This window comes from Kitasatospora sp. NPDC101447 (assembly GCF_044767225.1).
In the GTDB taxonomy this organism is placed as follows: Bacteria; Actinomycetota; Actinomycetes; order Streptomycetales; family Streptomycetaceae; genus Kitasatospora.
The window spans coordinates 50,191-71,740 of sequence record NZ_JBIWNL010000037.1; the positions used below are offsets into that span (position 1 = coordinate 50,191).

22 protein-coding genes are annotated in these 21,550 nt (G+C 74.0%); 9 read left to right on the forward strand and 13 right to left on the reverse strand.

The window, feature by feature from the left end:
* Positions 1-137 precede the first annotated feature (137 nt).
* Entirely contained in the window at positions 138-1,187 is a 1,050-nt protein-coding gene (locus tag ACIRST_RS34430; protein WP_402807420.1) for a fatty acid desaturase family protein, read from the reverse strand.
* Between the two features lie 156 nt (positions 1,188-1,343).
* Here ACIRST_RS34430 and ACIRST_RS34435 point away from each other — a divergent pair, with 156 nt between their 5' ends.
* Positions 1,344-2,072 (forward strand): dienelactone hydrolase family protein, encoded by a 729-nt coding sequence (locus ACIRST_RS34435; protein ID WP_350525146.1) that lies wholly within the window; start codon positions 1,344-1,346, stop codon positions 2,070-2,072.
* Between the two features lie 87 nt (positions 2,073-2,159).
* On the opposite strand, the gene ACIRST_RS34440 is transcribed toward ACIRST_RS34435, so the two are convergent.
* The 3 genes from ACIRST_RS34440 to ACIRST_RS34450 form a co-directional block, all read right to left on the reverse strand.
* Positions 2,160-2,915 carry an HNH endonuclease gene (locus ACIRST_RS34440; RefSeq protein WP_402807423.1) on the reverse strand — a complete coding sequence of 252 codons (756 nt, stop codon included), beginning with the start codon at positions 2,913-2,915 and terminating at the stop codon, positions 2,160-2,162.
* Between the two features lie 5 nt (positions 2,916-2,920).
* Positions 2,921-4,390 (reverse strand): AAA family ATPase, encoded by a 1,470-nt coding sequence (locus tag ACIRST_RS34445; RefSeq protein WP_402807426.1) that lies wholly within the window; start codon positions 4,388-4,390, stop codon positions 2,921-2,923.
* 111 nt (positions 4,391-4,501) lie between these two features.
* Positions 4,502-5,098, reverse strand: a complete 597-nt coding sequence (locus ACIRST_RS34450) for a TetR/AcrR family transcriptional regulator (RefSeq protein ID WP_402807428.1) — start codon at positions 5,096-5,098, stop codon at positions 4,502-4,504.
* Positions 5,099-5,179: 81 nt separating this feature from the next.
* Between ACIRST_RS34450 and ACIRST_RS34455 the strand changes: the two genes are divergently transcribed.
* Positions 5,180-6,052, forward strand: a complete 873-nt coding sequence (locus ACIRST_RS34455; RefSeq protein ID WP_350525150.1) for an alpha/beta fold hydrolase — start codon at positions 5,180-5,182, stop codon at positions 6,050-6,052.
* A 147-nt stretch (positions 6,053-6,199) separates the two neighbouring features.
* Positions 6,200-6,946, forward strand: coding sequence for a hypothetical protein (locus tag ACIRST_RS34460; RefSeq protein ID WP_402807431.1), 747 nt, complete (start codon positions 6,200-6,202; stop codon positions 6,944-6,946).
* A 59-nt stretch (positions 6,947-7,005) separates the two neighbouring features.
* Here the strand turns inward: ACIRST_RS34460 and ACIRST_RS34465 are convergent, their stop codons facing one another.
* Both ACIRST_RS34465 and ACIRST_RS34470 read right to left on the reverse strand, forming a co-directional pair.
* Positions 7,006-7,617 carry a TetR/AcrR family transcriptional regulator gene (locus tag ACIRST_RS34465; RefSeq protein WP_402807433.1) on the reverse strand — a complete coding sequence of 204 codons (612 nt, stop codon included), beginning with the start codon at positions 7,615-7,617 and terminating at the stop codon, positions 7,006-7,008.
* A gap of 125 nt (positions 7,618-7,742) precedes the next feature.
* Positions 7,743-8,516, reverse strand: coding sequence for an SDR family NAD(P)-dependent oxidoreductase (locus tag ACIRST_RS34470; RefSeq protein ID WP_396549363.1), 774 nt, complete (start codon positions 8,514-8,516; stop codon positions 7,743-7,745).
* Positions 8,517-8,673: 157 nt separating this feature from the next.
* On the opposite strand from ACIRST_RS34470, the gene ACIRST_RS34475 reads away from it, so the two are divergent.
* A complete protein-coding gene (locus ACIRST_RS34475) occupies positions 8,674-9,309 on the forward strand; it encodes an NAD(P)-dependent oxidoreductase (RefSeq protein WP_402807435.1) in 636 nt (211 codons plus the stop codon).
* A gap of 88 nt (positions 9,310-9,397) precedes the next feature.
* Here ACIRST_RS34475 and ACIRST_RS34480 read toward each other — a convergent pair whose 3' ends face one another.
* Complete coding sequence (locus ACIRST_RS34480; RefSeq protein WP_402807438.1) at positions 9,398-10,390, reverse strand: hypothetical protein; 993 nt, start codon at positions 10,388-10,390, stop codon at positions 9,398-9,400.
* A gap of 183 nt (positions 10,391-10,573) precedes the next feature.
* On the opposite strand from ACIRST_RS34480, the gene ACIRST_RS34485 reads away from it, so the two are divergent.
* Positions 10,574-13,075 carry a helicase-associated domain-containing protein gene (locus ACIRST_RS34485; protein WP_402807440.1) on the forward strand — a complete coding sequence of 834 codons (2,502 nt, stop codon included), beginning with the start codon at positions 10,574-10,576 and terminating at the stop codon, positions 13,073-13,075.
* A 48-nt stretch (positions 13,076-13,123) separates the two neighbouring features.
* Here ACIRST_RS34485 and ACIRST_RS34490 read toward each other — a convergent pair whose 3' ends face one another.
* A complete protein-coding gene (locus tag ACIRST_RS34490; protein WP_030235101.1) occupies positions 13,124-13,375 on the reverse strand; it encodes a hypothetical protein in 252 nt (83 codons plus the stop codon).
* Positions 13,376-13,475: 100 nt separating this feature from the next.
* Between ACIRST_RS34490 and ACIRST_RS34495 the strand changes: the two genes are divergently transcribed.
* Both ACIRST_RS34495 and ACIRST_RS34500 read left to right on the forward strand, forming a co-directional pair.
* Positions 13,476-13,877 (forward strand): hypothetical protein, encoded by a 402-nt coding sequence (locus ACIRST_RS34495; RefSeq protein ID WP_350525157.1) that lies wholly within the window; start codon positions 13,476-13,478, stop codon positions 13,875-13,877.
* A gap of 82 nt (positions 13,878-13,959) precedes the next feature.
* Positions 13,960-15,597 carry a DNA repair helicase XPB gene (locus tag ACIRST_RS34500; RefSeq protein WP_350525158.1) on the forward strand — a complete coding sequence of 546 codons (1,638 nt, stop codon included), beginning with the start codon at positions 13,960-13,962 and terminating at the stop codon, positions 15,595-15,597.
* Positions 15,598-15,651: 54 nt separating this feature from the next.
* Here ACIRST_RS34500 and ACIRST_RS34505 read toward each other — a convergent pair whose 3' ends face one another.
* Positions 15,652-15,813, reverse strand: a complete 162-nt coding sequence (locus ACIRST_RS34505; protein WP_350525159.1) for a hypothetical protein — start codon at positions 15,811-15,813, stop codon at positions 15,652-15,654.
* A 314-nt stretch (positions 15,814-16,127) separates the two neighbouring features.
* On the opposite strand from ACIRST_RS34505, the gene ACIRST_RS34510 reads away from it, so the two are divergent.
* Positions 16,128-18,179, forward strand: coding sequence for a HelD family protein (locus tag ACIRST_RS34510; RefSeq protein WP_402807445.1), 2,052 nt, complete (start codon positions 16,128-16,130; stop codon positions 18,177-18,179).
* A gap of 88 nt (positions 18,180-18,267) precedes the next feature.
* Here ACIRST_RS34510 and ACIRST_RS34515 read toward each other — a convergent pair whose 3' ends face one another.
* The 3 genes from ACIRST_RS34515 to ACIRST_RS34525 are packed head-to-tail and all read right to left on the reverse strand — an operon-like array spanning position 18,268 to position 20,369.
* Positions 18,268-18,954, reverse strand: a complete 687-nt coding sequence (locus ACIRST_RS34515; protein ID WP_402807447.1) for a copper homeostasis protein CutC — start codon at positions 18,952-18,954, stop codon at positions 18,268-18,270.
* A 54-nt stretch (positions 18,955-19,008) separates the two neighbouring features.
* Positions 19,009-19,989: a hypothetical protein gene (locus ACIRST_RS34520; protein ID WP_402807449.1), complete on the reverse strand. Its 981-nt coding sequence runs from the start codon at positions 19,987-19,989 to the stop codon at positions 19,009-19,011.
* Positions 19,986-20,369: a PadR family transcriptional regulator gene (locus tag ACIRST_RS34525; RefSeq protein WP_402807451.1), complete on the reverse strand. Its 384-nt coding sequence runs from the start codon at positions 20,367-20,369 to the stop codon at positions 19,986-19,988. The genes ACIRST_RS34520 and ACIRST_RS34525 overlap by 4 nt, the downstream gene beginning before the upstream one ends.
* Positions 20,370-20,432: 63 nt before the next feature.
* On the opposite strand from ACIRST_RS34525, the gene ACIRST_RS34530 reads away from it, so the two are divergent.
* The gene (locus ACIRST_RS34530; RefSeq protein ID WP_402807454.1) at positions 20,433-21,068 is read left to right on the forward strand and encodes a hypothetical protein; all 636 of its coding nucleotides are present in this window, start codon (positions 20,433-20,435) and stop codon (positions 21,066-21,068) included.
* A 52-nt stretch (positions 21,069-21,120) separates the two neighbouring features.
* Here ACIRST_RS34530 and ACIRST_RS34535 read toward each other — a convergent pair whose 3' ends face one another.
* The gene (locus ACIRST_RS34535; protein WP_350525165.1) at positions 21,121-21,477 is read right to left on the reverse strand and encodes a hypothetical protein; all 357 of its coding nucleotides are present in this window, start codon (positions 21,475-21,477) and stop codon (positions 21,121-21,123) included.
* Positions 21,478-21,550 lie beyond the last annotated feature (73 nt).

Genomic DNA, 21,550 nt, shown 5'->3' on the forward strand with positions numbered 1-21,550 from the left:
CTGCCCCCACCCCGCCGCCCCCTCGGGCTTTTTTTTGTGCCCCCCCCCCCCGGGGCGGGGGCGGCGGCGGGGGGGGGGGGGGGGGGTGCCCCCCCCCCCCCCCCCCCCCCCCACTCCCGTCCCTCGACCCTGAGCACTCACTCGCCGAAGCGGATCGGCTCCCCCGTCCGGTGCAGGTGCGCGAAGATCTCGCGGTACGACCGCAGCAGGCCCGTCTCGTAGTACGGGATCCCCTCCTCCGCGCAGAACTCCCGGGTGATCCGGGCGGCCCGCCCGAGCGCGGGGGTCGGCATGCTGGGGAACAGGTGGTGCTCCACCTGGTAGTTCAGGCCGCCCATCACCGCGTCGATGACCACGCCACCGCGCACGTTGCGCGAGGTGAGCACCTGGCGGCGCAGGAAGTCCAGCTTCATCTCCGGCGTCACCATCAGCATGCCCTTGTGGTTCGGGGCGAAGACCGCGCCCAGGTACACCCCGAGCAGCGCCTGGTGCACGGCGAGGAACGCGATCGCCTTGCCCGCCGGCAGCGCCGCGAACACCAGCCCGAAGTACGCCGCGAAGTGCACGACCAGCAGCACACCCTCCAGCACCGGCCGCTTCATCGTCGGGCTGCGCAGCGCGCGGAAGCTGTTGAAGCTGAGGTTGAGGCCCTCCAGCAGGAGCAGCGGGACGAACAGGAACGCCTGTCGGCGCCCGATGAACCGGGCGATCCCGCTCGCCTGCCGGGCCTGCTGCTGGGACCACACCAGGAGGTCGGGAGAGACGTCCGGGTCCCGCTCCTCGTGGTTCGGGTTGGCGTGGTGGCGGGTGTGCTTGTTCATCCACCAGCCGTAGCTCATGCCCATCAGCAGGTTGGCGGCGATCCGGCCGCCGATCTCGCTCGGCAACCGGCGACTGAACACCTGACGGTGCGCCAGATCGTGCGACATCAGGGCGACCTGGGCGAACACGACGGACATCGCCGCCGCCAGGCCGAGCTGCCACCAGGTGTCGCCCAGCGCGAACAGGGCACACCAGCCGCCGAGGAACGCGGCGAGCACCAGGGCCGAGCGCACGGCGTAGTAGCCGGGGCGCCGGTCGAGCAGGCCCTCGGCGGCCATCCGGCGGCTCAGTCGGGCGAAGTCGCTGCCGGCGCTCTCGGCCTGCGGGGCGGGGGCGACGGTCATCGTCACGGGCTGTGTGGGCATGGCCCCGAGTCTGGTTCGGCGGGGTGGCCCGGAGAACGGGGAAAGCACCCGTCCCGTACGGGTGTTAACCCCCGCCCGGCGAGGGGGGCGGCCCCCGCCGCGGCGACCGTCTACGATGTCCGCCGAAACCATCCGACCTGCACCACGGGGGAACTGATGACGGGTCACTGGCAGGAGATCGGGACGCCGGGCGGCATCGAGGCCTACGTCCACCACCCGGAGGGCCAGGTCCGCGGCGCGGTCGTGGTCTGCTCCGAGCTGTACGGGGTCAACGCCTACGTCCGCGGGATCTGCGCCGAGCTGGCCGCCCTCGGGTACGTCGCGCTGGCACCGGACTTCTACTGGCGCAGCGCCCGCCGCACCGAACTCGGCTACAGCGCCGAGGAGCGCGAGGCCGGTCTCGTCCTGATGCGCGCCCTGGACCGCGACCAGCTGGTGGCCGACGCCGCCGACGCGCTGGCCGCGGCGCGCGGGGCGGCGGACGGCCACGGGGTGGCCTTCCTCGGCACGAGCATGGGCGGCCACATCGCCGTCCGCGCGGCCACCGAGCTGCGCTTCGAGCTGGCCGCCGTGTTCTACCCGGGCTGGATGCTCAACTCCGGTTTCCCGCTGGTCGGCCCGGTCCCGCCGCTGGAGACCGCCGACCGCATCGCCGCCAACGGCGTGTTCCTGCTGGGCTTCAACGGCGACCAGGACCACATCCTGCCGCTCGCCGAGTGGCAGGCGGTCGAGGAGAAGCTCACCGAGGCCGGGGTCGTCCACGAGCTGGTCACCTACCCGGGCGCCGGGCACGGCTTCGCGGCCGACCGCGCCGACGGGCACGACGCCGCGGCCACCGAGGACGCCTGGCAGCGCATCCACCGGGCGCTGGCCAAGCACCTGTAGGCGCCACGCACCGGCCCGCACCGGCCCGCACCGGCCGCGCCCCCGCCGGCCCCTCGCGCTCGTCGGCGCGCGGGGCCGGCGGGTGTCCTAGACGGACATCCGCAGTTCGTTCTGCACACCGGGCGAGCGCAGGATGTCCAGCAACCGGGCGTTGTCGCGGATCCCGGCGAAGAGCAGGTCGGCTTCGCTTCTCACGGCTTGCCTCAGCATCGCCTGGAACACTCCGGCGAAGGGCTGGTCACGGATCACGCTCAGTGCGTGGGACATCTCGTCGGGGAGCCCGCGGTCCCGGGCGGTCCACCACCGCTCAAGGGCGAGGGACATCACGTTCCGTGCGTGGCGGCGGGCCTCGGGGCGTTTGTCGGCGTTGAGTCCGCACGTGCTGACGGTGTACTCGCCTCGGGGGCTCAGACCGCAGTACTCGCCCGTGTCCAGGACCAGGTGGAGGTGGACGAACGGGTCCTCGACCGTCGGGTTGACGAGCATGGGGATCCCCGTGTCGTCGACCGCGTGCGCCCCCTTCTTGAACCTGCTGTTGCACGTACTGCAGGCCAGGAGGTAGTTCAACCACGAGAAGGCCTGCAGCGGATCGACATTGATCGGCACGTAGTGGTCTATGTGATCCGCCAGGTTCTGGCCGCAGTACATGCAGCAGTCATGCCCCGGCGCCATCTCCTTGAGCCTGCCGAGTGCGGGCGCGTACGCGTCCCTTCTGAAGGTCTTCCGCTTCCATGCCAGGTTGGCGGTCCTGACCTGCTCGACGGAACCGGTGGTCGCCGTGACCTCCCTGGTCAGCACGCCGAGCCTCAGCTCCACCGCACCGGGCAGCTCTAACCGACGCACCGGAATCACCGGTCACCGCCGCCGGACTCTCCGAGCAGCCTCGCCGAGATCTCGTCGACGCGCGTCACCGGAGAGCTCGCGAGACGCGTTTTGAGCTCCCGGAGAAGGACCAGTTCCTCCTCCGTCGCCCGGCCGGTGACGAGCTTCGTCTCCAGCTCCACCAGGCTCCTCCGGATGTCACGGGCCTTGGCGGAGTACGGGGTGTCCAGTCCGAAGAGGTCCGAGATGACCGCATCGTCGCCGGTGCCGTACACCACCCTTCGGTACAGGCCGGGTTCGACGATGCTCGGTGGACTCGTCTCGCCGGGGCCGGGCAGTCTGATGAGTCCGTTCTCGTCGGCGGCCTGGCAGATGTAGGGGCTGTGGGTCGTGACGATGAACTGCACCTGGGGGAAGTGCGCCTTCAGCCATGCGCCGATGCGCTGCTGCCACGACACGTGCAGGTGCGCGTCCACCTCGTCGATCAGCACCACCCCGGGGTGGCGGAGGGTGGGGGTGTCGTTCTCGTACACGACCCGGTGAAGGTCCGGATAGGGGTACGCGGCGAACATGCGCCGGATGATGTCGAGCACCAGCGCGACGACCGTCCGGTATCCGTCGCTCATCTGCCGGAGCGGGGTGGACCTGCCGGTCTCCTCGTTGGTGATCCAGAGCCCCTGGAGGTCGACCCGGGAGACCTTGTAGTGGTCCGGCAGGAGCCCGTCCTGGAGCAGCGCGAAGATCGACTCCAGGAGGTCCGTCGATCCGCTCTTCTTCTCGCCGCGCTGCAGGTCCTCAAGTCGTTGCATGTGGAGGCGGATGAGCCAGCTGACCGCTTCGGAAAGCGAGTCACGCTCGTTGAACAGGGTTCGGACGGCGAACAGCTTGTTCGCGTAGTCGGGGATTCTGCGGAAACCGACCTCCTCGGCATGCCGGGAGGCCCGGTCGTCCTCCTCGTTTCCCCCGGTCAAACGGCGAAATGGGCCGTATCCGGCAAGGAACCATCCTGGATACCCCGCACCGGACCAGAGGACCTCTTCCAGTGCGGCGGACGCCTTGAAGGAAACGCGCGCGAACGACCGGCGCTCCTCGAATTCGGACTCGAAGCGCTCACTGATCTCGATCGGGAGCCGATCCCTGATCCCACGGGGAAGGATGCGCTCACCGCCCTTGCGCTTCACGGGCCCGGTCCTCCAGGCCATCTCGATCGCATCGACCGTGTCGTCCGGATATCCGGCGTCCCACAGCGAGTCGTTCGACACTTCGAGCCGGATGCTTCCCTGCTTCCGGTTCTCGGAGAGCCATCCTTCCAGCGAGTCCTCCACCTGCGACGCCAACCGCTGTCCGATGAGGCCGATCGCGATCGCCCGAAGAATCGTCGTCTTGCCTGATCCGTTGCGCCCGGCCAGGACTGTCCAGCCCGCGTGGCTCCCGTCCGGCCGAGAGAAGTCGAGTTCGAATTTCCGTCGACCGTCGAACCCTCGGATGCCGCTCATGGCCAGCTTATTTACATACATTCACGACTCCCATCCCACGGTCGTACGCGAGTGTATAGAGGTCCGCTGACGGCCCGGCAGTCCGTCCGCCGTGGCCGACCCGATCGTGTCTCACGGCGTCCGGAACAGCTCGTCCAGGTGGTACCTCAGGACCGCCAGCGCCTCCTCGCCGCCGCGCTGCCCGCCCAGGACGCTGGATCCGAGGCCGTTGACCATGGCCAGCAGTCCGGCCGCGGACACCGCGGTGTCCCGGCGGGCGTCGATCTGCCCGGCCTCCTGCGCCGCGCGGAGCTGCTTGGCGAGGAATCCCTCCAGCAGGGCCGGCGGCTGCGCGGCCTGCTTCTCCAGCACCGCGGGGTCGTTGAGCACCAGCGTGTAGTACGCGGCGTACGTCCTGGTGATCCGGCGGCTCTCGGCGTCCGTCGGCAGGATGCAGGACAGGATCGCGGTGACGACCTCGCGCGGTGCGCGCGCCTCGCCGATCCACCGCTCCATCCGGGCCTGGAGCTGGGCGCCGAGCCTGGTCAGGGCGTCGAGCAGCAGGCCCTCCTTGGTCGTGAAGTAGTACTGCACGAGCCGCAGCGAGACGCCGGCCTCCGCCGCGACCGCCCGCATGCTGGCCGACTGCAGGCCCTCGGTGTCGGCGATGCGCAGCAGGGCCTCGGCGATCTGCCGCCGACGCTCTTCGTGGTCGACCTTCGCGGTCATGCTCCGACCTCCGTGGCGGGGCCCGACGGTCGGGGCCCTTCTTCTGGTACACCCGTATCATGCATGTGATACACATGTATCATGCGAATCAGCGAGTTCAGCAACGGCAAGGCCGAAGCCCGCTTCCGCACCGCCTACGAGCGCGCGCTGACCCGACTGTGGCCGGGCCCCCGGACGTCGCTCGACGTCCCCACCGGCTTCGGCACCACCCGGGTGCACCGCACCGGCCCCGCCGAGGGGCAGCCGATCGTCCTGCTGCCCGGCTCGGGCGGCAACGCGCTGATGTGGCACGGCCACCTCGACGACCTCGCCCGCCGGCACCCCGTCATCGCCGTGGACACCGTCGGCGAACCCGGCGCCAGCGTGCAGAGCGCCCCCGTCCGGGACGGGCGCGACGCCGCCGCCTGGTTGGAGGACCTCCTCGCCGGGCTCGACCTGCCGGCCGTCCACCTGGTCGGCTGTTCCTACGGCGGCTGGATCGCCCTCAACCACCGGATCCACCACCCCGGGCGGACCGCCACCCTCACCCTGGTCGACCCGGCGGGCCTGGCCGACCCCGGCCGCCGCTTCTACGCCTGGCTCATCGCCGGCGGCCTCGCCGCGTTGGCCCCGCGCCCGCTCCGGCCCCGACTGGCGGCACTGGTCGGCAACAGTGCGATCCTGGAGACCGAGCTGATGGCCCTGATGCGCGCCTCCCTGGGCTTCCGCCGCCGGCTGCCGCCGGCCACCACCCTCACCGACGAGGAACTCGGCCGCCTCCACGGCCCCGCGCACTTCCTGCTCGGCGAGCGCAGCGCCCTGCACGACGCCCGGGAGGCCGCCGCCCGGCTGCACCACCTCGTCCCGGACGCCCGGGTCACCCTGGTTCCGGGTGCGGGCCACGCCCTGCCGACCGACGACCCCGCCGCCGTCCTCGCCGTAATCCTCAGCACGGCTGCCGGGCAGGCCAGTTGACCCTCCGCGTCAACACGGGGAGGGGGAGCGGACGGTCGTTCAGGTGAATCTGCCGCGCTCCGGCCGGGAGCACCGGGCGGGCGGGAAGCCTCGTGCGTGACGGCCGCTCGTCCCGGGCGGCCGCACCGCACCACGGAGAGTCCCCCAATGCGCCTGTCCCCACGCTCCCCCGCCGCGCTCGCCGCCGCCGTCCTGACCGTCGCCGCCCTGGTCGGCCCGGTTCCGGCCGCCACCGCCGGCACCGCACCGCCGCCCCCGGCGGGCCGGTACCTGAACCTGCACCAGTGCGTCTACGCCGGCCCGTTCCTGCCGGACAGCTTCGATCTCATCACCACCCTCGTCCCGAGCCTGGACGGGCGCTTCAAGGCCGGAACGGACGTCTCCGACACCCCGGTCTCCGCCGCCGTGTGCGGCCCGGGGGACGGCAACTACACGCCCGACGTCTACACGGCCGCCGAGGGCTACGACCTGACGGCCGGCCGCTACCTCAACCTGCACCAGTGCGTCTTCTGGAGCGACTACGACAAGGACCACCTCACCACGACGGTCGGGACCACCGACGTCAAGTTCGTCGCCGGCACCAATGTCTCCAACACCCGTGACACCGCACCGAATTGCGGCGGAGGAGGCACCGACCTGCCCATCCCCCTGCTGTCGAGCGCCACGCCCCTGGACCTGACCGCCGGGCGGTACCTGAACCTGCACCAGTGCATGTACTACTACGCCGACTACCACGACCACTTCACGACCTTCGCCCCGAGCGGGGACGGCCGGTTCAAGGCCGGGACGAACATCTCCGACACCCCCGACACCAAGCCCGCCTGCGGTGCCGGGGACGGTCGGTACCAGCTCGTCCCGGTGCTCTCCGGCGTCAAGGCGCTCCCGCTGCGCTGAGGCCCGGCGCCATGCCGCGCCGCGCCATGCCCCGCCGCCCCCCCTAACCCGGCGTCCCCCTACCCCGCCACCGCCCCCGGCCCGCCGAGGGCGGCGCGGACCAGGCGGGTGACGGCGGGAACGGCCGCGGCCGGCCCGTCCCCCGCGGTCGGCTCCACCTCCGCCGCCAGGGCGTCGTAGGTCTCGAAGGCGGTCAGGACGAACAGCAGGCCGGCCGCGTCCGGCGGGGCGGCGGGAAGGCGGCCGGTCAGGACCGCGGCGCCCTCCCGGCGCCGGGCGTCGCGGTCGGCGATGACCCGGCCGACCTCGTCGTCGAGGGCGGCGAGGGCGCGCAGCCGGCGGGTGCAGACCCGGTCGAACGCCCAGAAGCCGCCCATCACCTCGACGAAGCGGTCCACCGCCACCCACGGGTCGGCCAGGGTGAACGCCTCGGCCAGCCGGGCCATGCCGCCCTGCTCGGCGAGGGCGTCGCAGACCGCCTCCAGCAGGCCCGTCTTGGAGCCGAACTGGTAGTACACGGTGGCCCGGGCGACGTCCGCGCGGCGGGCGACCGCGTCCAGCGAGAGCCCGCCGGTCTCCGCCAGGTGCACCCGGGCGGCCGCGACGATCCGGGCCCGGGTCTCGTCGACCTCCGCCTGCCGCTGTCCCATCCGGTAGGACCGGGGGCTCATCCCGCTCGCCTCCACTCGTTCCGCGTGTGCCGTCCGCGTGAACCGGAGGTTCCGCGTGAACTGGCAGTATCGCGCGAACCGGCGGGGTCGCCGGCCGGTTCACCCGCGCCGGGACGCCCCGGCACTCACACGATGACCCGGCCGCCGCTGACGTCCAGGGTCTGCCCGGTGATCCAGGACGAGGCGTCGGAGGCCAGGAACAGCGTGGCGGCGGCCAGGTCCTCCGGCTCGCCGAGGCGGCCCAGCGGGTGCGCGGCGGCGACCGTGGCCTGGACCTCCAGCGGCATCCGGGCCGCGGTCCGCTCGGTGCGGACGGCCCCGGGCGCGACCGCGTTGACCCGTACGCCCTCGCCGGCGACCTCCAGCGCCAGGTGGCGGGTGAACATCAGCACCCCCGCCTTGGCCGCGGCGTACGCGGCGGACGCCCCGCTGGGCAGTCGGCCCGCCGTCGAGGCCATGGTGACGATCGAACCGCTGCGCCGGGCCGAGAAGCCGGGCAGGAAGGCCCGGACGGTGAGGAAGGTGGCGGTGAGGTTGCCGTCCACGACGGCCCGCCAGTGCTCCTCGGTCTCGCGGACGGTCGGTACGGGGTAGCCGTCGCCGCCGGCGAACGCGGCCAGAACGTCGACCGGGCCGAGCTCCCGCTCGATCCGGGCCGCGGCGGCGTCGAGCGCCGCCGGGTCGGTGCAGTCGGCGACCAGTCCGAGCGCCCTGGCGCCCTCCGCCCGCAGTTCCGCGGCCACTTCCGCCAGCGCCGCCTCGTCCCGGCCGAGGACGGCCACGGCCGAGCCCTGACGGGCGAAGGCCCGGGCGGTCTCCGCGCCGATGCCGCGGCTGCCGCCGGTGATCACGACGACCCGGCCGTCCAGGTCGGGGTACCGCGCCTGTCGAACTCCCATGTCCCATCGCTCCTTCGGGCTTGCACTCGGGGCTTGCTCTCACGGTGTGCTGTGGTTCACTTGATTCATTCATACAGTCCGTCTGAATGAATCGCAAGGGCGAACCGCCGGGGCCGCACGGGCTCGCGGGGAGCCCCGCGATCACAAGGAGGAACCGATGAGGATCGCAGTCGTGGGCGCCACCGGCCGTACCGGCCGCCTGGTGGTCGACCTCGCCCTGGCGGCCGGACACACCGTCACCGCCGTCGCGCGCACCCCCGCCCGGCTACCGGAGTTCGCGCACGGCACCCCGCGCACCGCGGCCGCCGACGTCCACGAACCCGCGTCGCTGCTGGCACCGCTGGACGGCCAGGACGTCGTCGTCGCCGCCCTCGGCACCACCGGCCGCCGGGCCACCACCGTCTTCTCCGACGGCGCCCGGGCCCTGACCGCCGCCGTCCGGGCCGGCGGCGCCGCGCACCTGGTGACCATGGGCTCGGCGGGCCTGGACCCCAGCCGGCTCCCGCTCGCCCAACGGGTGGTGACCAGGCTCGTGGTCGACCGCTTGTACCGGGAGATCCACCACGACCTGGCCCGGATGGAGGAGGTGCTCGCCGAGTCGGACGTCGACTGGACGGTCGTCCGCGTGCCGATGCTCAAGGACGGGCCGCCGTCCGCCCGCCCCCTGGTCTCCTACGACCGGCCGCTCCCCCGCGCCGGCACCGCCGCCCGCGCCACCGTCGCCCGCTGGATCACCGACCACCTCGGCGACCCGGACACCTTCCGCCGCCTCGTCCACCTCGCCGACGGCTGACCGCCCACGGCTGCGCACCGACCCCGCCGACCGCGCCCCGCCGACCGCGCCCCGCCGCCGGCCGACGGCCCCGGTGACCGCCGGCGCCTCAGCCCTGCTGCTGCGGCGGCCGGCGGCGCATGCCGACCAGCAGCAGGACCACCGCGGAGATCACGGCCGACAGCCGCAGCACGTTCGGGGCCGACGACCAGCTGATCTGGCCCAGCGGGGAGCCCGACTGCAGACCGCCGCCGCCCTGGGCACCGCCCTGCTTGGCGTGCTGCATGCTGTACAGGGTGGTCGCGCTCATCGTGATCAGCGGAATGCCGAGGATCACGAACTTGCGCATCAGGTCCGAGAGTTGGCGGGACAGGTAGCCCAGGCCCCAGCCGGCCAGCATGACCGGGAAGAAGCCGGTGACGGCGCCGCCGACCAGCAGGGCACTGGAGAGCAGGATCAGCGGGGACGCCTTGCGGGCACCCGCGTCCTTGCCCGCCGCCCCCTTTCCGGCACCCTTCCCCGCGCCCTTCCCGGCCGCCTTCCCCGCGCCCTTCCCGCCCGCGGGAGCCCCGGGCGCGCCGACGGCGGCCTGCGGAGCCGCCTTGCCCTTGGTCAGGCGCAGCTTCCCCGCCCGCCGCGCCGCCTTCGGGTCCGCCCCGGGCCCCGCCGGCTGCGCCGCGGCCCCGGCCTCGGCAGACCCGTCGGCCGGTTCCGGCGCACGCTGCCCGGGGAGCGGCCCCGGCGCGGGCTCCGGCCCGTCCGAGAAGTCGAACACCGTCATGGTCCACGGGCCGGTGCTGCTCACCGTCGGCGGCGGGATCGCGGACGCCCGCCGCTCGGCCTCGACCGCGTCCGGCGGGTTCAGCGGGACGGACGGGATCCCGGCCGCACTCGGCGCCGGGGGGTCGTACACGCTGTCAGGATCCGACGCGGGCACGGGCGGCACCGACGGCGCAGGCGGCACGGACGGGGCGCCCGCGGCGGCCGGTACGCCCGCCCCGGCGCCCGGAACGGCACCGCCCGGTGCGGTCCGGTCCTCCGCGCCCCCGGCCGGGCGCTCGCTCCACGGCCCGCTCTTGCGCCACCACTCGCCGTCCGTCATCTCCGACACCCCGCCTCGCCCGGCCCGCCCTTGGAGAGCGCGGCCGCCCACCGAACCGCCCTCGGCGTGACGCTACCCACCCCGCCCCCGCCCACGCGAGTCCGGCCGCCGGGGCGGAGCGGCCGCCGGTCCGGCGGTGCGCGGGACACCACGCCGTCGGCCCGCCCGACTAACCTAGGTCGAATGACCACACAGCAGGGCCCCCAACGCCGGGGCAGGTCCACCACCGGCCCGCGCACCCTCGCCGAGGAGCTGCGCGCCCGTCCCGACGACGCGCTCGCCGCCCTGCTCCGCTCCCGCCCCGACCTGCTGAACCCCGTCCCCGGCGACCTCACCCAGCTGTCCGCCCGGCTCTCCTCGCGCGCCTCCGCACTGCGCGCCCTGGAGCGACTGGACCGCTTCACCCTGCAGGTCGCCGAGGCACTGGCCACCACCCCCGACGGCACCTCCGTGACCACCGTCCGCTTCCTGCTGACCGGCCCGGCCAAGGTCAAGCCGCACCCCGGCGCGACCCCGCTCACCCCGGCCGACCGGTCCGCCGTCGCCGCCGCCCTGCCCCGCGCGATCGCCACCCTGCGCGACCGGGCACTGCTCTGGGGCCCGGACAACGGCCTGCGACTGGTCCTCGCCGTCCGCGAGGCGCTCGCGCCGACCGCCGCCAACCCCGGCCGCACCGGGCTCGGCCCGACCCTCGCCGACGCCACCGCCGGCACCTCCCCGGCCAGGCTGCAGCAGCTGCTCGCCTCGGCCGGCCGGCCCGCCACCGCGGACCCGGTCACCGCCGTCGCCGCGCTCACCGAGCTGCTCACCGACCGCACCCGCTGCGCCGCGCTGCTGGACACCGCCCCCGAGCCCGCGCTGCGGCTGCTCGACCGGCTGGTCTGGGGCCCGCCCACCGGCACCGTCCCGGACGCCGCGCGCCCGGTCACCGCCGAGGACGCGCAGAGCCCCGTCGAGTGGCTGCTCGCCCGCGGCCTGCTGCTGCCCACCAGCCCCGGCAGCGTCGTGCTGCCCCGCGAACTCGCCCTGCACCTGCGCGGCGGCCGCACCCACCGCACCGTCGAACCGGTCCAGCCGGAGCCCGCGCCCGCCGCCGCCCCGCGCGATCCACAGGCTGTGGACGGCGCCGCGGCCGGCCAGGCCCACACCGCCGTCAAGACCGTCGAGGAGCTGCTGGACGGCTGGGGCCTCACCCCGCCGCTCACCCTGCGGGCCGGCGGCCTCGGCGTGCGCGACCTCAAACGCGCCGCCCAGGCCCTGGAGACCACCGAGCAGCAGGCCGCCTTCTGGCTCGAACTCGCCTACACCGCGGGCCTGCTGGCACCCGACGGCGAGGTGGACGAACGCTGGGCCCCGACCCCCGGCTACGACACCTGGCTGCAGCTCGACACCGCCGAACGCTGGTCCGTCCTCGCCACCGCCTGGCTCGCCGCCACCCGCGTCCCCGCCCTCGCCGGCAGCCCGGACGGCAAGGGCAAGGCGCGCGCCGCCCTCGGCCCCGAACTCGACCGCACCCTCGCCCCGGCCGTCCGCCGCGCCGCCCTCGCGCTGCTCGCCGAACTCCCGCCCGGCACCCCGGCCACCGCCGAGGACCTGCTGCCCACCCTGCGCTGGCAGCGCCCGCTGCGCGGGGGCCCGACCGGCCAGGACGGCCGCGAGCTGCGCGACGACCTCACCGCCTGGACCCTCGACGAGGCCGAACTGCTCGGCGTCACCGGCCGCGGCGCCCTCGCCGCCCCCGCCCGCGCCCTGCTCACCGCCGAGGCCGACCCGGCCGAGGTGCTCGCCCCGCTGCTCCCGCAGCCGCTGGACCACGTGATCCTCCAGCCGGACCTCACCGCGATCGCCCCCGGCCCGCTGCTCACCCCGCTCGCCCACGCTCTCGCCCTCTGCGCCGACATCGAGTCCAAGGGCGGCGCCACCGTCTACCGCTTCACCCCGGCGTCCGTCCGCCGCGCCCTGGACGCCGGACGCACCGCCGCCGACCTGCGCGCCTTCCTGGAGCAGCACAGCCGGACACCCGTCCCGCAGCCGCTCGCGTACCTGATCGACGACGTCGCCCGCCGGCACGGCATCCTGCGGGTCGGCGCCGCCTCCTCCTACCTGCGCTGCGACGACCCGTCCCTGCTGAACGAGGTGCTCGCCGACCGCCGCTCCGCCGACCTGCGGCTGCGGCTGCTCGCCCCCACCGTCCTCGCCTCCCAGGCCGCCCCGGACGTCCTGCTCGCCGCGCTGCGCACCATGGGCTACGCGCCGGCCGCCGAATCCGCCGAGGGCGACGTGCTGATCACCCGCCCGGACAGCCACCGCACCCCGCCCCGGACGGCGCCCGCACCCGTCCCCGACGGCCCGCCCACCCCCGACGACACCCTGCTCGCCGCCGCCATCAAGGCCATCCGGGCCGGTGACCGCGCCGCCACCGCCGCCCGCCGCGAGCCCACGCCCGACCCGCTCCGGCTCCCCCGCACGGCCGCCGCCGAGACCCTGGCCGCCCTCCAGACGGCCGTCCTCCTCGGCGAGCGGATGTGGATCGGCTACCTCAACGCCGAGGGCATCGCCAGCCAGCGCATCATCGACCCGGTCAAGGTCGAAGGCGGCTTCGTCACCGCCTTCGACCACCACGCCGACGAACTGCGCACCTTCGCCCTGCACCGCATCACCGGCGTCGCCGAGCTCCAGGAGTAGCCGCCGGCCGTCTGCGGACCGCCGTGCGGGGACGGGGGCGACGGCGCGTCAGTGCCCCTGCGACTCCTTCATCTTCTCCTTGACGGCCTGGTCTGCCAGGCTGCCGATCTGCCCCTGCCCGACCGGCAGTTCACCCCCGGTGACGGTGTCGGCGAGCAGGAAGCCCGGCGCCGCGAGCAGGCCGCCGGGCCCCTCGCCGATGCCCGCGAGGGCGTGGGCGGAACCGGCCGAGGAGGCGGTGGCGGCGAAGGCTGTGCCCATCAGGGCGAGGGCGGTGAGAACGCGCTTCGACTTCTTCATGACCAGCTCAACGAGCGAGTACGCACGGTGGTCACTCGTAGCGTTGCCGGGCCCCCGGTGCGGGCGCAGTCTGGAGTGGGGGATTCCGGAAGGAGGCATCATGCTCGGCGATCGGATAGCGGAGCTCACCACCACGGAAACCGGCCGACGGGTCCTCGCCACGGTCGGCGGTCCCGCGCTGGAGGTCTCGATGACCGGCACCGGGCAGCTGCTCGGCCACCAGGTCCGGGAGTTCGTCAGCTACGAGTCCGAGCTGCGGCCCGACGGCTCGCTGTTCGGCGAGGGCCAGGGTGTCGGCATGACGGACAAGGGCGAGACGTACAGCTGGCACGGCAGCGGCATCGGGCACTTCACCGAGGGCGGCGCGGTCAGCTGGCGCGGCAGCATCTTCTTCGAGAGCACCGCCGACGCGTTCCTGCGCCTCAACGACCTGGTCGGCCTGTTCGAGTTCGACAACGATCCCCAGGGCAACGGCAAGTCCGTCCTGTTCGAATGGAAGTAGCCCGTCCACGTTCCCGGCGGAATGCGCGACACTGGAGGGTCTGCGTCAATCCACCCTGTCAGCCAGTGGAGGGCTCCCCCGCGTGAACGACGGACCGCTCATCGTCCAGAGCGACAAAACTCTTCTCCTGGAGATCGACCACCCCAAGGCCGCCGACTGCCGCCGCGCCATCGCACCGTTCGCCGAGCTGGAGCGGGCGCCCGAGCACGTGCACACGTACCGGGTGACCCCGCTCGGGCTGTGGAACGCGCGCGCGGCCGGCCACGACGCCGAGCAGGTGGTGGACGCCCTGGTGACGTACTCGCGCTACCCGGTGCCGCACGCGCTGCTGGTGGACGTGGCCGACACCATGGGCCGCTACGGCCGGCTCCAGCTGCTCAAGCACCCGACGCACGGACTGGTCCTCGCCACCACCGACCGGCCGGTGCTGGAGGAGGTGCTGCGCTCCAAGAAGATCGCCCCGCTGGTCGGCGCCCGGGTCGACCCGGACACCGTAGTGGTGCACCCCTCCGAGCGCGGGCAGATCAAGCAGGTGCTGCTCAAGCTCGGCTGGCCCGCCGAGGACTTCGCCGGGTACGTGGACGGCGAGGCGCACCCGATCGACCTGGAGGAGGACGGCTGGCAGCTGCGCCCCTACCAGGCGCAGGCCGTCGAGGGCTTCTGGCACGGCGGCTCCGGCGTCGTCGTGCTGCCCTGCGGCGCCGGCAAGACGCTGGTCGGCGCGGCCGCGATGGCCGAGGCCAAGTCGACCACGCTGATCCTGGTCACCAACACCGTCTCGGCCCGCCAGTGGAAGCACGAGCTGGTCAAGCGCACCTCGCTCACCGAGGACGAGATCGGCGAGTACAGCGGCACCAGGAAGGAGATCCGCCCGGTCACCATCGCCACCTACCAGGTGATGACCACCAAGAAGAAGGGCGTCTACGCGCACCTGGAGCTCTTCGACGCCCGCAACTGGGGCCTGGTGGTCTACGACGAGGTGCACCTGCTGCCCGCCCCGGTGTTCAAGTTCACCGCCGACCTGCAGGCCCGCCGCCGGCTCGGCCTGACCGCCACGCTGGTGCGCGAGGACGGCCGCGAGGGCGACGTGTTCAGCCTGATCGGCCCCAAGCGCTTCGACGCGCCGTGGAAGGAGATCGAGGCGCAGGGCTACATCGCGCCCGCCGACTGCTGCGAGGTCCGCGTCACCCTGACCGACTCCGAGCGGCTCGCCTACGCGACCGCCGAGCCGGAGGAGCGCTACCGCTTCTGCGCCACCACGGCGACCAAGCGGCGGGTGGTGGAGGCGCTGGTCAGGAAGCACGAGAAGGACCAGACGCTGATCATCGGCCAGTACATCGACCAGCTGGACGAGCTCGGCGAGGCCCTGGACGCCCCGGTGATCAAGGGCGAGACCAGCAACGCCCAGCGCGAGAAGCTCTTCGACGCCTTCCGGAACAAGGAGATCGGCGTCCTGGTGGTCTCCAAGGTCGCGAACTTCTCGATCGACCTGCCCGAGGCCACGGTGGCCATCCAGGTCTCCGGGACCTTCGGCTCCCGCCAGGAGGAGGCCCAGCGGCTCGGCCGCGTGCTGCGCCCCAAGGCGGACGGCCACGCGGCCCACTTCTACTCGGTGGTCGCCCGGGACACCGTGGACCAGGACTTCGCCGCCCACCGGCAGCGCTTCCTGGCCGAGCAGGGCTACGCGTACCGGATCATCGACGCGGACGACGTGCTGTAGCCGGACGGCCCGGCTGCGGACGGCCCACCAGCGGACGGCCCGGCTGCGGACGACTCAGTAGCGGACACCGTCGCGCCCGAGGAAGATCACGCGCGCGGCGGTGTCCAGGGCGATGCCGACGTTGCGGACGGCGGTGCTCAGCGGATTGCGGTGGCGGCCCTGGACGGCGGTCGCGCCGGCCGGGCCCGAACGGGAGGTGCGGTTCTGGGTGCTCATGTCTTCAACGGTAGGCACCCGACCGGCCGAGGGCATCACTCCAAAGGCCGTACCCGCCGGGACGGAGGTCGTCCTCCGGGTGTACGGGCGACCCCGGGGCCGGGGTAGGGACAACCCCGAGACCTGCCCGGCTGGAACCCCGGACCGGACGGGTCTAGGATCGTCCGTCTGCCCCCTCCCGAACCGTGGTACCTGCTGAAGTCCCGCAGGCAGCCGGGGGAGGCGTCGACCGTTCGGCAACCGGTCGGCTGTACCCCACCGTGAGCTCCATCGATCCGCTGCGCCCGCCACCGGGGCAGCCGGGAAGGTTCGCTGTGCCCGCCACCCCCACCACCGACCCCCTCCAGCGCGAACGCGACCACCTGGCGTCGTCCCGCGCAGCGCTGCGAGCGATGCGCGAGGACGTCGAGTCCCTGGACCTGCGCGACGTGACCGGCACCTGGGTGTCCGCCGTCGTCCTGCAGAACCAGATCGAGGCCAGGATCGCCGCCCTGGCCGACCTCTCCCACACCCCGCTGTTCTTCGGCCGCCTCGACTACCTGCACGCGATCAGCGAGGAGCTGAGCGAGGGCGGCGGCGGAGAGAACTTCTACATCGGCCGCCGCCACGTCCACGACGCCGACGGCGACCCGATGGTGATCGACTGGCGCGCGCCGGTCTCCCAGCCGTTCTACCGGGCCACCCGCACCGATCCGATGGACGTCGAGCGCCGCCGCCGCTTCGGCTACACCGGCGGCGAGCTCACCGCCTACGAGGACGAGCACCTCACCGACCCGGCCGAGGAGGAGACCTCCTCCGCCCTGCTCGCCGCCGAGATCGAGAAGCCCCGCGTCGGCCCGATGCGCGACATCGTCGCCACCATCCAGCCCGAGCAGGACGAGATCGTCCGCTCCGACGTCACGGGCACCATCTGCGTCCAGGGAGCGCCGGGCACCGGGAAGACCGCCGTCGGCCTGCACCGCGTCGCCTACCTGCTGTACGCGCACCGCGAGCGCCTGGCCCGGACCGGCACCCTGGTGATCGGGCCGAACAACGCCTTCCTCTCCTACATCGAGCAGGTCCTCCCGGCCCTCGGCGAGCTGGACGTCGCCCAGGCCACCGTGCAGCAGCTGGTCGGACACGTCGAGGTGCGCGGCGAGGACACCCCGGAGGCGGCCCGGCTGAAGGGCGACGCCCGGATGGCCGAGGTGCTGCGCCGGGCGGTGCGGGCCGGCATCACGCTGCCCACCGAGCCCTGCGTGGTGATCCGCGGCTCCCGCCGCTGGCGCGTCCCGGTGTACGAACTCACCGAGATCATCGAGGAGTTGAAGGGCCGCGAGGTGCGTTACGGCGCCGCCCGCGACGCCCTGCCGCAGCGCATCGCGCACGCCGTGCTGCTGAAGATGGAGCAGGGCGGCGAGGCCCCGGACGACCGGGTGCAGGACGCGGTGGCGCGCAACGGCGCGGTCAAGGCGGTGGTCAAGGAGTGCTGGCCCGCCGTCGACCCGGCGAAGCTGGTGCTGCGGCTGCTCTCCGAGCCGGCGTTCCTGGCCGAGTGCGCCGAGGGTGTGCTGACGCCCGAGGAGCAGCAGGCGGTGCTGTGGCCCAAGCCCGGCCGCTCGGTGAAGACCGCCCGCTGGACTCCGGCCGACGCCGTCCTGGTGGACGAGGCCACCGACCTGGTGCAGCGCACACCCTCGCTCGGCCACGTCGTGCTGGACGAGGCGCAGGACCTCTCCCCGATGCAGTACCGCGCGGTCGGCCGCCGCTGCACCACCGGCTCGGCCACCGTCCTCGGCGACCTCGCCCAGGGCACCACCCCCTGGGCGACGGAGAGTTGGCCGGACGCGCTGCACCACCTGGGCAAGCCGGAGGCGCACATCGAGGAGCTGACCAAGGGCTTCCGGGTGCCGGAGGAGGTCATCGCGTACGCCTCCCGGCTGCTCCCGGAGATCGCCCCGGGCCTGGCCCCGGCCACCTCGGTCCGCGAGGCGCCCGGCTCGCTGGCGATCCGCCACGTCCCGGACGGGGAGCTGCCGGAGGCGGTCGTCGCCGCCTGCCGGGAGGCCCTGGAGCGCGAGGGCTCGACCGGCCTGATCGCCGCCGACGCCAGGATCCCGCTGCTCGCCGAGGCGCTGGCCGCGGCCGGCCTGCCGCACCTCTCCCCCGGCACCGAGACCAGCGCCGAGGCCCGGCTGACCCTCGTGCCGGCCTCGCTGGCCAAGGGTCTGGAGTACGACTACGTGGTGCTGGACGAGCCCGCCGCGGTGATCGCCGGCGAGCCCGACGAGCGGTCCGGCCTGCGGCGGCTGTACGTGGCGCTGACCCGCGCCGTCTCCGGGCTGACGGTCCTGCACGCCGAGCCGCTGCCGGACCGGCTCCGCTGACGACGCGGAGAAGGGCCGGGCCGCGAGCGGCCCGGCCCCCTTCTCCGTGCGACGGGCTCCGGCCGCCCGGCTGTCGGCGCTTCCACGCTCAGCCGTCGATCCGGGCCCGCCACTCGGCGACCTTGGCCGCGTCCACCGGCGTGTGCCAGCCGTCGACCCGCACCGCGCCGCCGACGTGGAAGGCGTCGAAGCCCTCGGCCCGCAGCTCCGCGAGGTGCTCGGCCCGCAGGCCGCCGCCGATCAGGATCCGCTGCCGGTGGCCGGGCTCGCCCGCCCGGGCCAGCTCGGCCGAGAGCACCCCGTGCCCGGCGTCCACCCCGGCGGCGGCTCCCGAGGTGAGGAAGGTGTCCAGCCCGGGCAGCGCGCCGACGGCGGCCCGCAGGGCGGCCCGGTCGGCGCTGTGGTCGATCGCCCGGTGGAAGGTCCAGCGGCAGCCGGCCACCGCCTCGGCGACGGCCGCGGTGGCGGCCAGGTCGACGGCGCCGTCGGCGTCGAGGAAGCCGAAGACGAACTCCTCGGCGCCCTCGGCCCGCAGCTCGGCGGCCCGGGCGCACAGCCCGTCCAGGTCTCCGGGGGCGAAGCCGTCCCGGATCCGGAGCATGACGCGCAGCGGGATGCCGACGGCGGCCCGGATCCGGGCGAAGTCCTCGACGGCCGGGGTGAGCCCGTCGGCGGCCATGTCGGTGACCAGTTCGAGCCGGTCGGCGCCGCCCGACTCGGCGGCCTGGGCGTCCTGGGGCGTCAGCGCGATGACTTCGAAAATTGGTCTAGACATATCGACAGCCTGCCACACCCCACCGGACCCGACGAGACCGCCCCGGACCCGGGGTCACGCCGCGGCGCGCTCCTGACCGGCGTCGCCGCCGGCCCCCGGACCGCCCGCGCCGCCCCGCCCGGTCCGGCGCATCGCCATCGCGACGATCACCAGCAGAGCCAGCACCGGCAGCGCGATCGGCAGCAGGTGCGGGATCCCGCCCGACTCCCGCCAGATGTTGAACAGGCTCGCGAACGTCGTCAGCGACAGCACCGCGACGCCCACCGCGGCCGGCAGCTCCCGCCCGCGCAACGCGGTGAAGGTCAGCAGCAGCGGCACCATCAGCAGCACCACGAACCACTGCTGGTCCAGCGGGAAGGTGGTGTCGTCCCAGCGCTGGAGCGCCACCAGCAGCCCGCCCCCGGCCACCGCGCCCAGCACCGTCCCCCGGGTGCGCCAGGTCGGCCGCGGCAGCAGTTCCGTCGGCGCCGCGAACAGCAGCACCGCGGCGAGCGCGGCCGGCAGGGTCGCCATGCCGACGTACCCCATCCACCACCAGTCGATGAACCCCGGCCCGCCGAACGCCTGGGCCAGCACGGACAACCCGAGCACCGCCTGCACCAGCGCGATGACCCGCACGGCCGTCCAGCGCCCCAGCACCGCCGCCACACCCAGCAGCATCGCGGCCACCGCCGGCGCGAAGGTCATGGCGTACGAGGTGTACGAGCGGTCCCAGGTCAGCTGGAACGTGGCCCGGTCCGGGTCGGCGACCCAGGGCACCAGCCCGGAGCCGGCCAGCGCACCCGCGACCATCGGGGCGGCCAGCGCGAGCACGCGCCCGATCACCGAGGAGCCGGTCAGCCCGAGCCGCACCCGCAGCCCGTACGCGGCCAGGTCGAACACCTCCCGGGCGACGGCCGAGCGGTCCGCCTCCGCCGTGGCGTCGGCGAAGACCGCCACCATCTCGTCGCCGTTCACCCGCCGGTAGCCGGCCGGGAACAGCTGGAGCGCGGCCCTCAGCGCGGCCGGGGGCGCTCCGATCGTCGGCGTGGTCATGCGAGACCCCCTCCCCCCAGGGCCCGCCCCTCGGGCCCCGACTTCCCCTTCAGCACCGAGCGGAGCGCGGCGAGCCGGCGTTCCGCCTCGGTGGCCACCGCCCGCAGCCGCGCGGCCTCGGCGGCCAGCGCACCGCGGCCGGCGTCCGTCAGCGCGTAGGTGCGCCGGGCACGGCCGTCCACCACCTCCTCGGCGGCGACCTCGATCAGGCCCTGGCCCAGCAGCCGGTCGAGCGCTCCGTAGAGCGTGCCGGTGCGCATCTTGACCCGGCCCTCCGAGATCACGGCGATCTCCTGGATGAGCGCGTAGCCGTGCCTCGGGGCATCGGCGAGCGCGGTGAGCAGAAGCAGTGTCGGCTCCTGCATGGAGCGTTCTGTCATGGTCCACATATATCGCCCGACGGCATATACCGTCCACCTGAATCGCCGGACAGAATGGAACCCATGACGATCTCCGAGGAACTGCTCCCCGCCTGGACCGCCCTGCTGCACCGCTGCGACGCCGCGACCGACCCCGAACCGTACGGCCGGGAGCTGCTGCGCCGCTGGTCGGAGCCGCAGCGCCGGTACCACACCCGGGAACACCTGAGCGCGGTCCTGCGGCACGTCGACGACCTGGCCGGGCACGCCGCCGACCCGGACGCCGTCCGCCTCGCGGCCTGGTTCCACGACGCCGTCTACCGGCCCGACCGCAGCGAGAACGAGGAGCGCAGCGCCGCCCTGGCCGTCCGGGCCCTCACCGCCGCCGGCCTGCCCGCCGCCCGGGTGGCCGAGGTCGAACGGCTCGTCCTGCTCACCGTCACCCACGACCCCGCACCGGGCGACCGCGACGGCGAGGTGCTCTGCGACGCGGACCTCGCCGTCCTCGGCGGGACCCCCGAGGCGTACGCGGCGTACGCGGCCGCCGTCCGGGAGGAGTACGGCTTCGTCCCCGAGCCGGACTTCCGCGCCGGCCGCGCCGCCGTGCTGCGCGGGCTCCTGGCACTGCCCGCGCTCTACCGCACCCCCGCCGCCCGCGAGCGCTTCACGGACGCCGCCCACGCCAACCTGACGGCCGAACTCCGCCGCCTGGAGGGTTGAGCAGCCTCCCCGGACCAGCCCCCCAGACCAGCTTCCCTCGGACCGGCTCCCCTCAGACCAGCTTCCCGACCGGCGCCACCACCGCGCCCTGCTTGCCGCACACCCAGTGCGGCTCCGGCCCCAGCTCGGGCTCCACGCTCAGCGCGTGCGGGTCCCCGTCGGCCGCGCACCCGGTGCACAGCGGCCAGCGCCCGTACGCCTCCAGCAGCGCGTCCTGGACGTCCTGGGCGACCAGCCCGAGCACGTACTCGGTGCCGTCCGGCCACTGCTCCAGCCACCAGCGGCGGTGCGTCACCGCCTGCTCCACCAGCGAGACGACGGCGGCGTCCGCCACGTCCCGCGCGGTGAGGTCGGCCAGGATCAGTGCCCGCGCGTTGTGCAGGGCGGTCTCGATGTCGTCAGCTGCCATCCGTCCATTCTCCGTCGGCGCGCCGGAACGCGGAAACGCCGCGTGGGCGGCTCCCCGAAGGGAACCGCCCACG

Coding starts and splice junctions, on each gene's coding strand:
- ACIRST_RS34490 (WP_030235101.1), bottom strand. CDS start 13,375: ATGAAGAAGTCGAAGCGCGTTCTCACCGCCCTCGCCCTGATGGGCACA.
- ACIRST_RS34515 (WP_402807447.1), bottom strand. CDS start 18,954: ATGTCTAGACCAATTTTCGAAGTCATCGCGCTGACGCCCCAGGACGCC.
- ACIRST_RS34520 (WP_402807449.1), bottom strand. CDS start 19,989: ATGACCACGCCGACGATCGGAGCGCCCCCGGCCGCGCTGAGGGCCGCG.
- ACIRST_RS34455 (WP_350525150.1), top strand. CDS start 5,180: ATGCGAATCAGCGAGTTCAGCAACGGCAAGGCCGAAGCCCGCTTCCGC.
- ACIRST_RS34470 (WP_396549363.1), bottom strand. CDS start 8,516: ATGGGAGTTCGACAGGCGCGGTACCCCGACCTGGACGGCCGGGTCGTC.
- ACIRST_RS34435 (WP_350525146.1), top strand. CDS start 1,344: ATGACGGGTCACTGGCAGGAGATCGGGACGCCGGGCGGCATCGAGGCC.
- ACIRST_RS34460 (WP_402807431.1), top strand. CDS start 6,200: ATGCGCCTGTCCCCACGCTCCCCCGCCGCGCTCGCCGCCGCCGTCCTG.
- ACIRST_RS34465 (WP_402807433.1), bottom strand. CDS start 7,617: ATGAGCCCCCGGTCCTACCGGATGGGACAGCGGCAGGCGGAGGTCGAC.
- ACIRST_RS34530 (WP_402807454.1), top strand. CDS start 20,433: ATGACGATCTCCGAGGAACTGCTCCCCGCCTGGACCGCCCTGCTGCAC.
- ACIRST_RS34450 (WP_402807428.1), bottom strand. CDS start 5,098: ATGACCGCGAAGGTCGACCACGAAGAGCGTCGGCGGCAGATCGCCGAG.
- ACIRST_RS34485 (WP_402807440.1), top strand. CDS start 10,574: ATGACCACACAGCAGGGCCCCCAACGCCGGGGCAGGTCCACCACCGGC.
- ACIRST_RS34495 (WP_350525157.1), top strand. CDS start 13,476: ATGCTCGGCGATCGGATAGCGGAGCTCACCACCACGGAAACCGGCCGA.
- ACIRST_RS34480 (WP_402807438.1), bottom strand. CDS start 10,390: ATGACGGACGGCGAGTGGTGGCGCAAGAGCGGGCCGTGGAGCGAGCGC.
- ACIRST_RS34525 (WP_402807451.1), bottom strand. CDS start 20,369: ATGACAGAACGCTCCATGCAGGAGCCGACACTGCTTCTGCTCACCGCG.
- ACIRST_RS34445 (WP_402807426.1), bottom strand. CDS start 4,390: ATGAGCGGCATCCGAGGGTTCGACGGTCGACGGAAATTCGAACTCGAC.
- ACIRST_RS34505 (WP_350525159.1), bottom strand. CDS start 15,813: ATGAGCACCCAGAACCGCACCTCCCGTTCGGGCCCGGCCGGCGCGACC.
- ACIRST_RS34430 (WP_402807420.1), bottom strand. CDS start 1,187: ATGCCCACACAGCCCGTGACGATGACCGTCGCCCCCGCCCCGCAGGCC.
- ACIRST_RS34535 (WP_350525165.1), bottom strand. CDS start 21,477: ATGGCAGCTGACGACATCGAGACCGCCCTGCACAACGCGCGGGCACTG.
- ACIRST_RS34475 (WP_402807435.1), top strand. CDS start 8,674: ATGAGGATCGCAGTCGTGGGCGCCACCGGCCGTACCGGCCGCCTGGTG.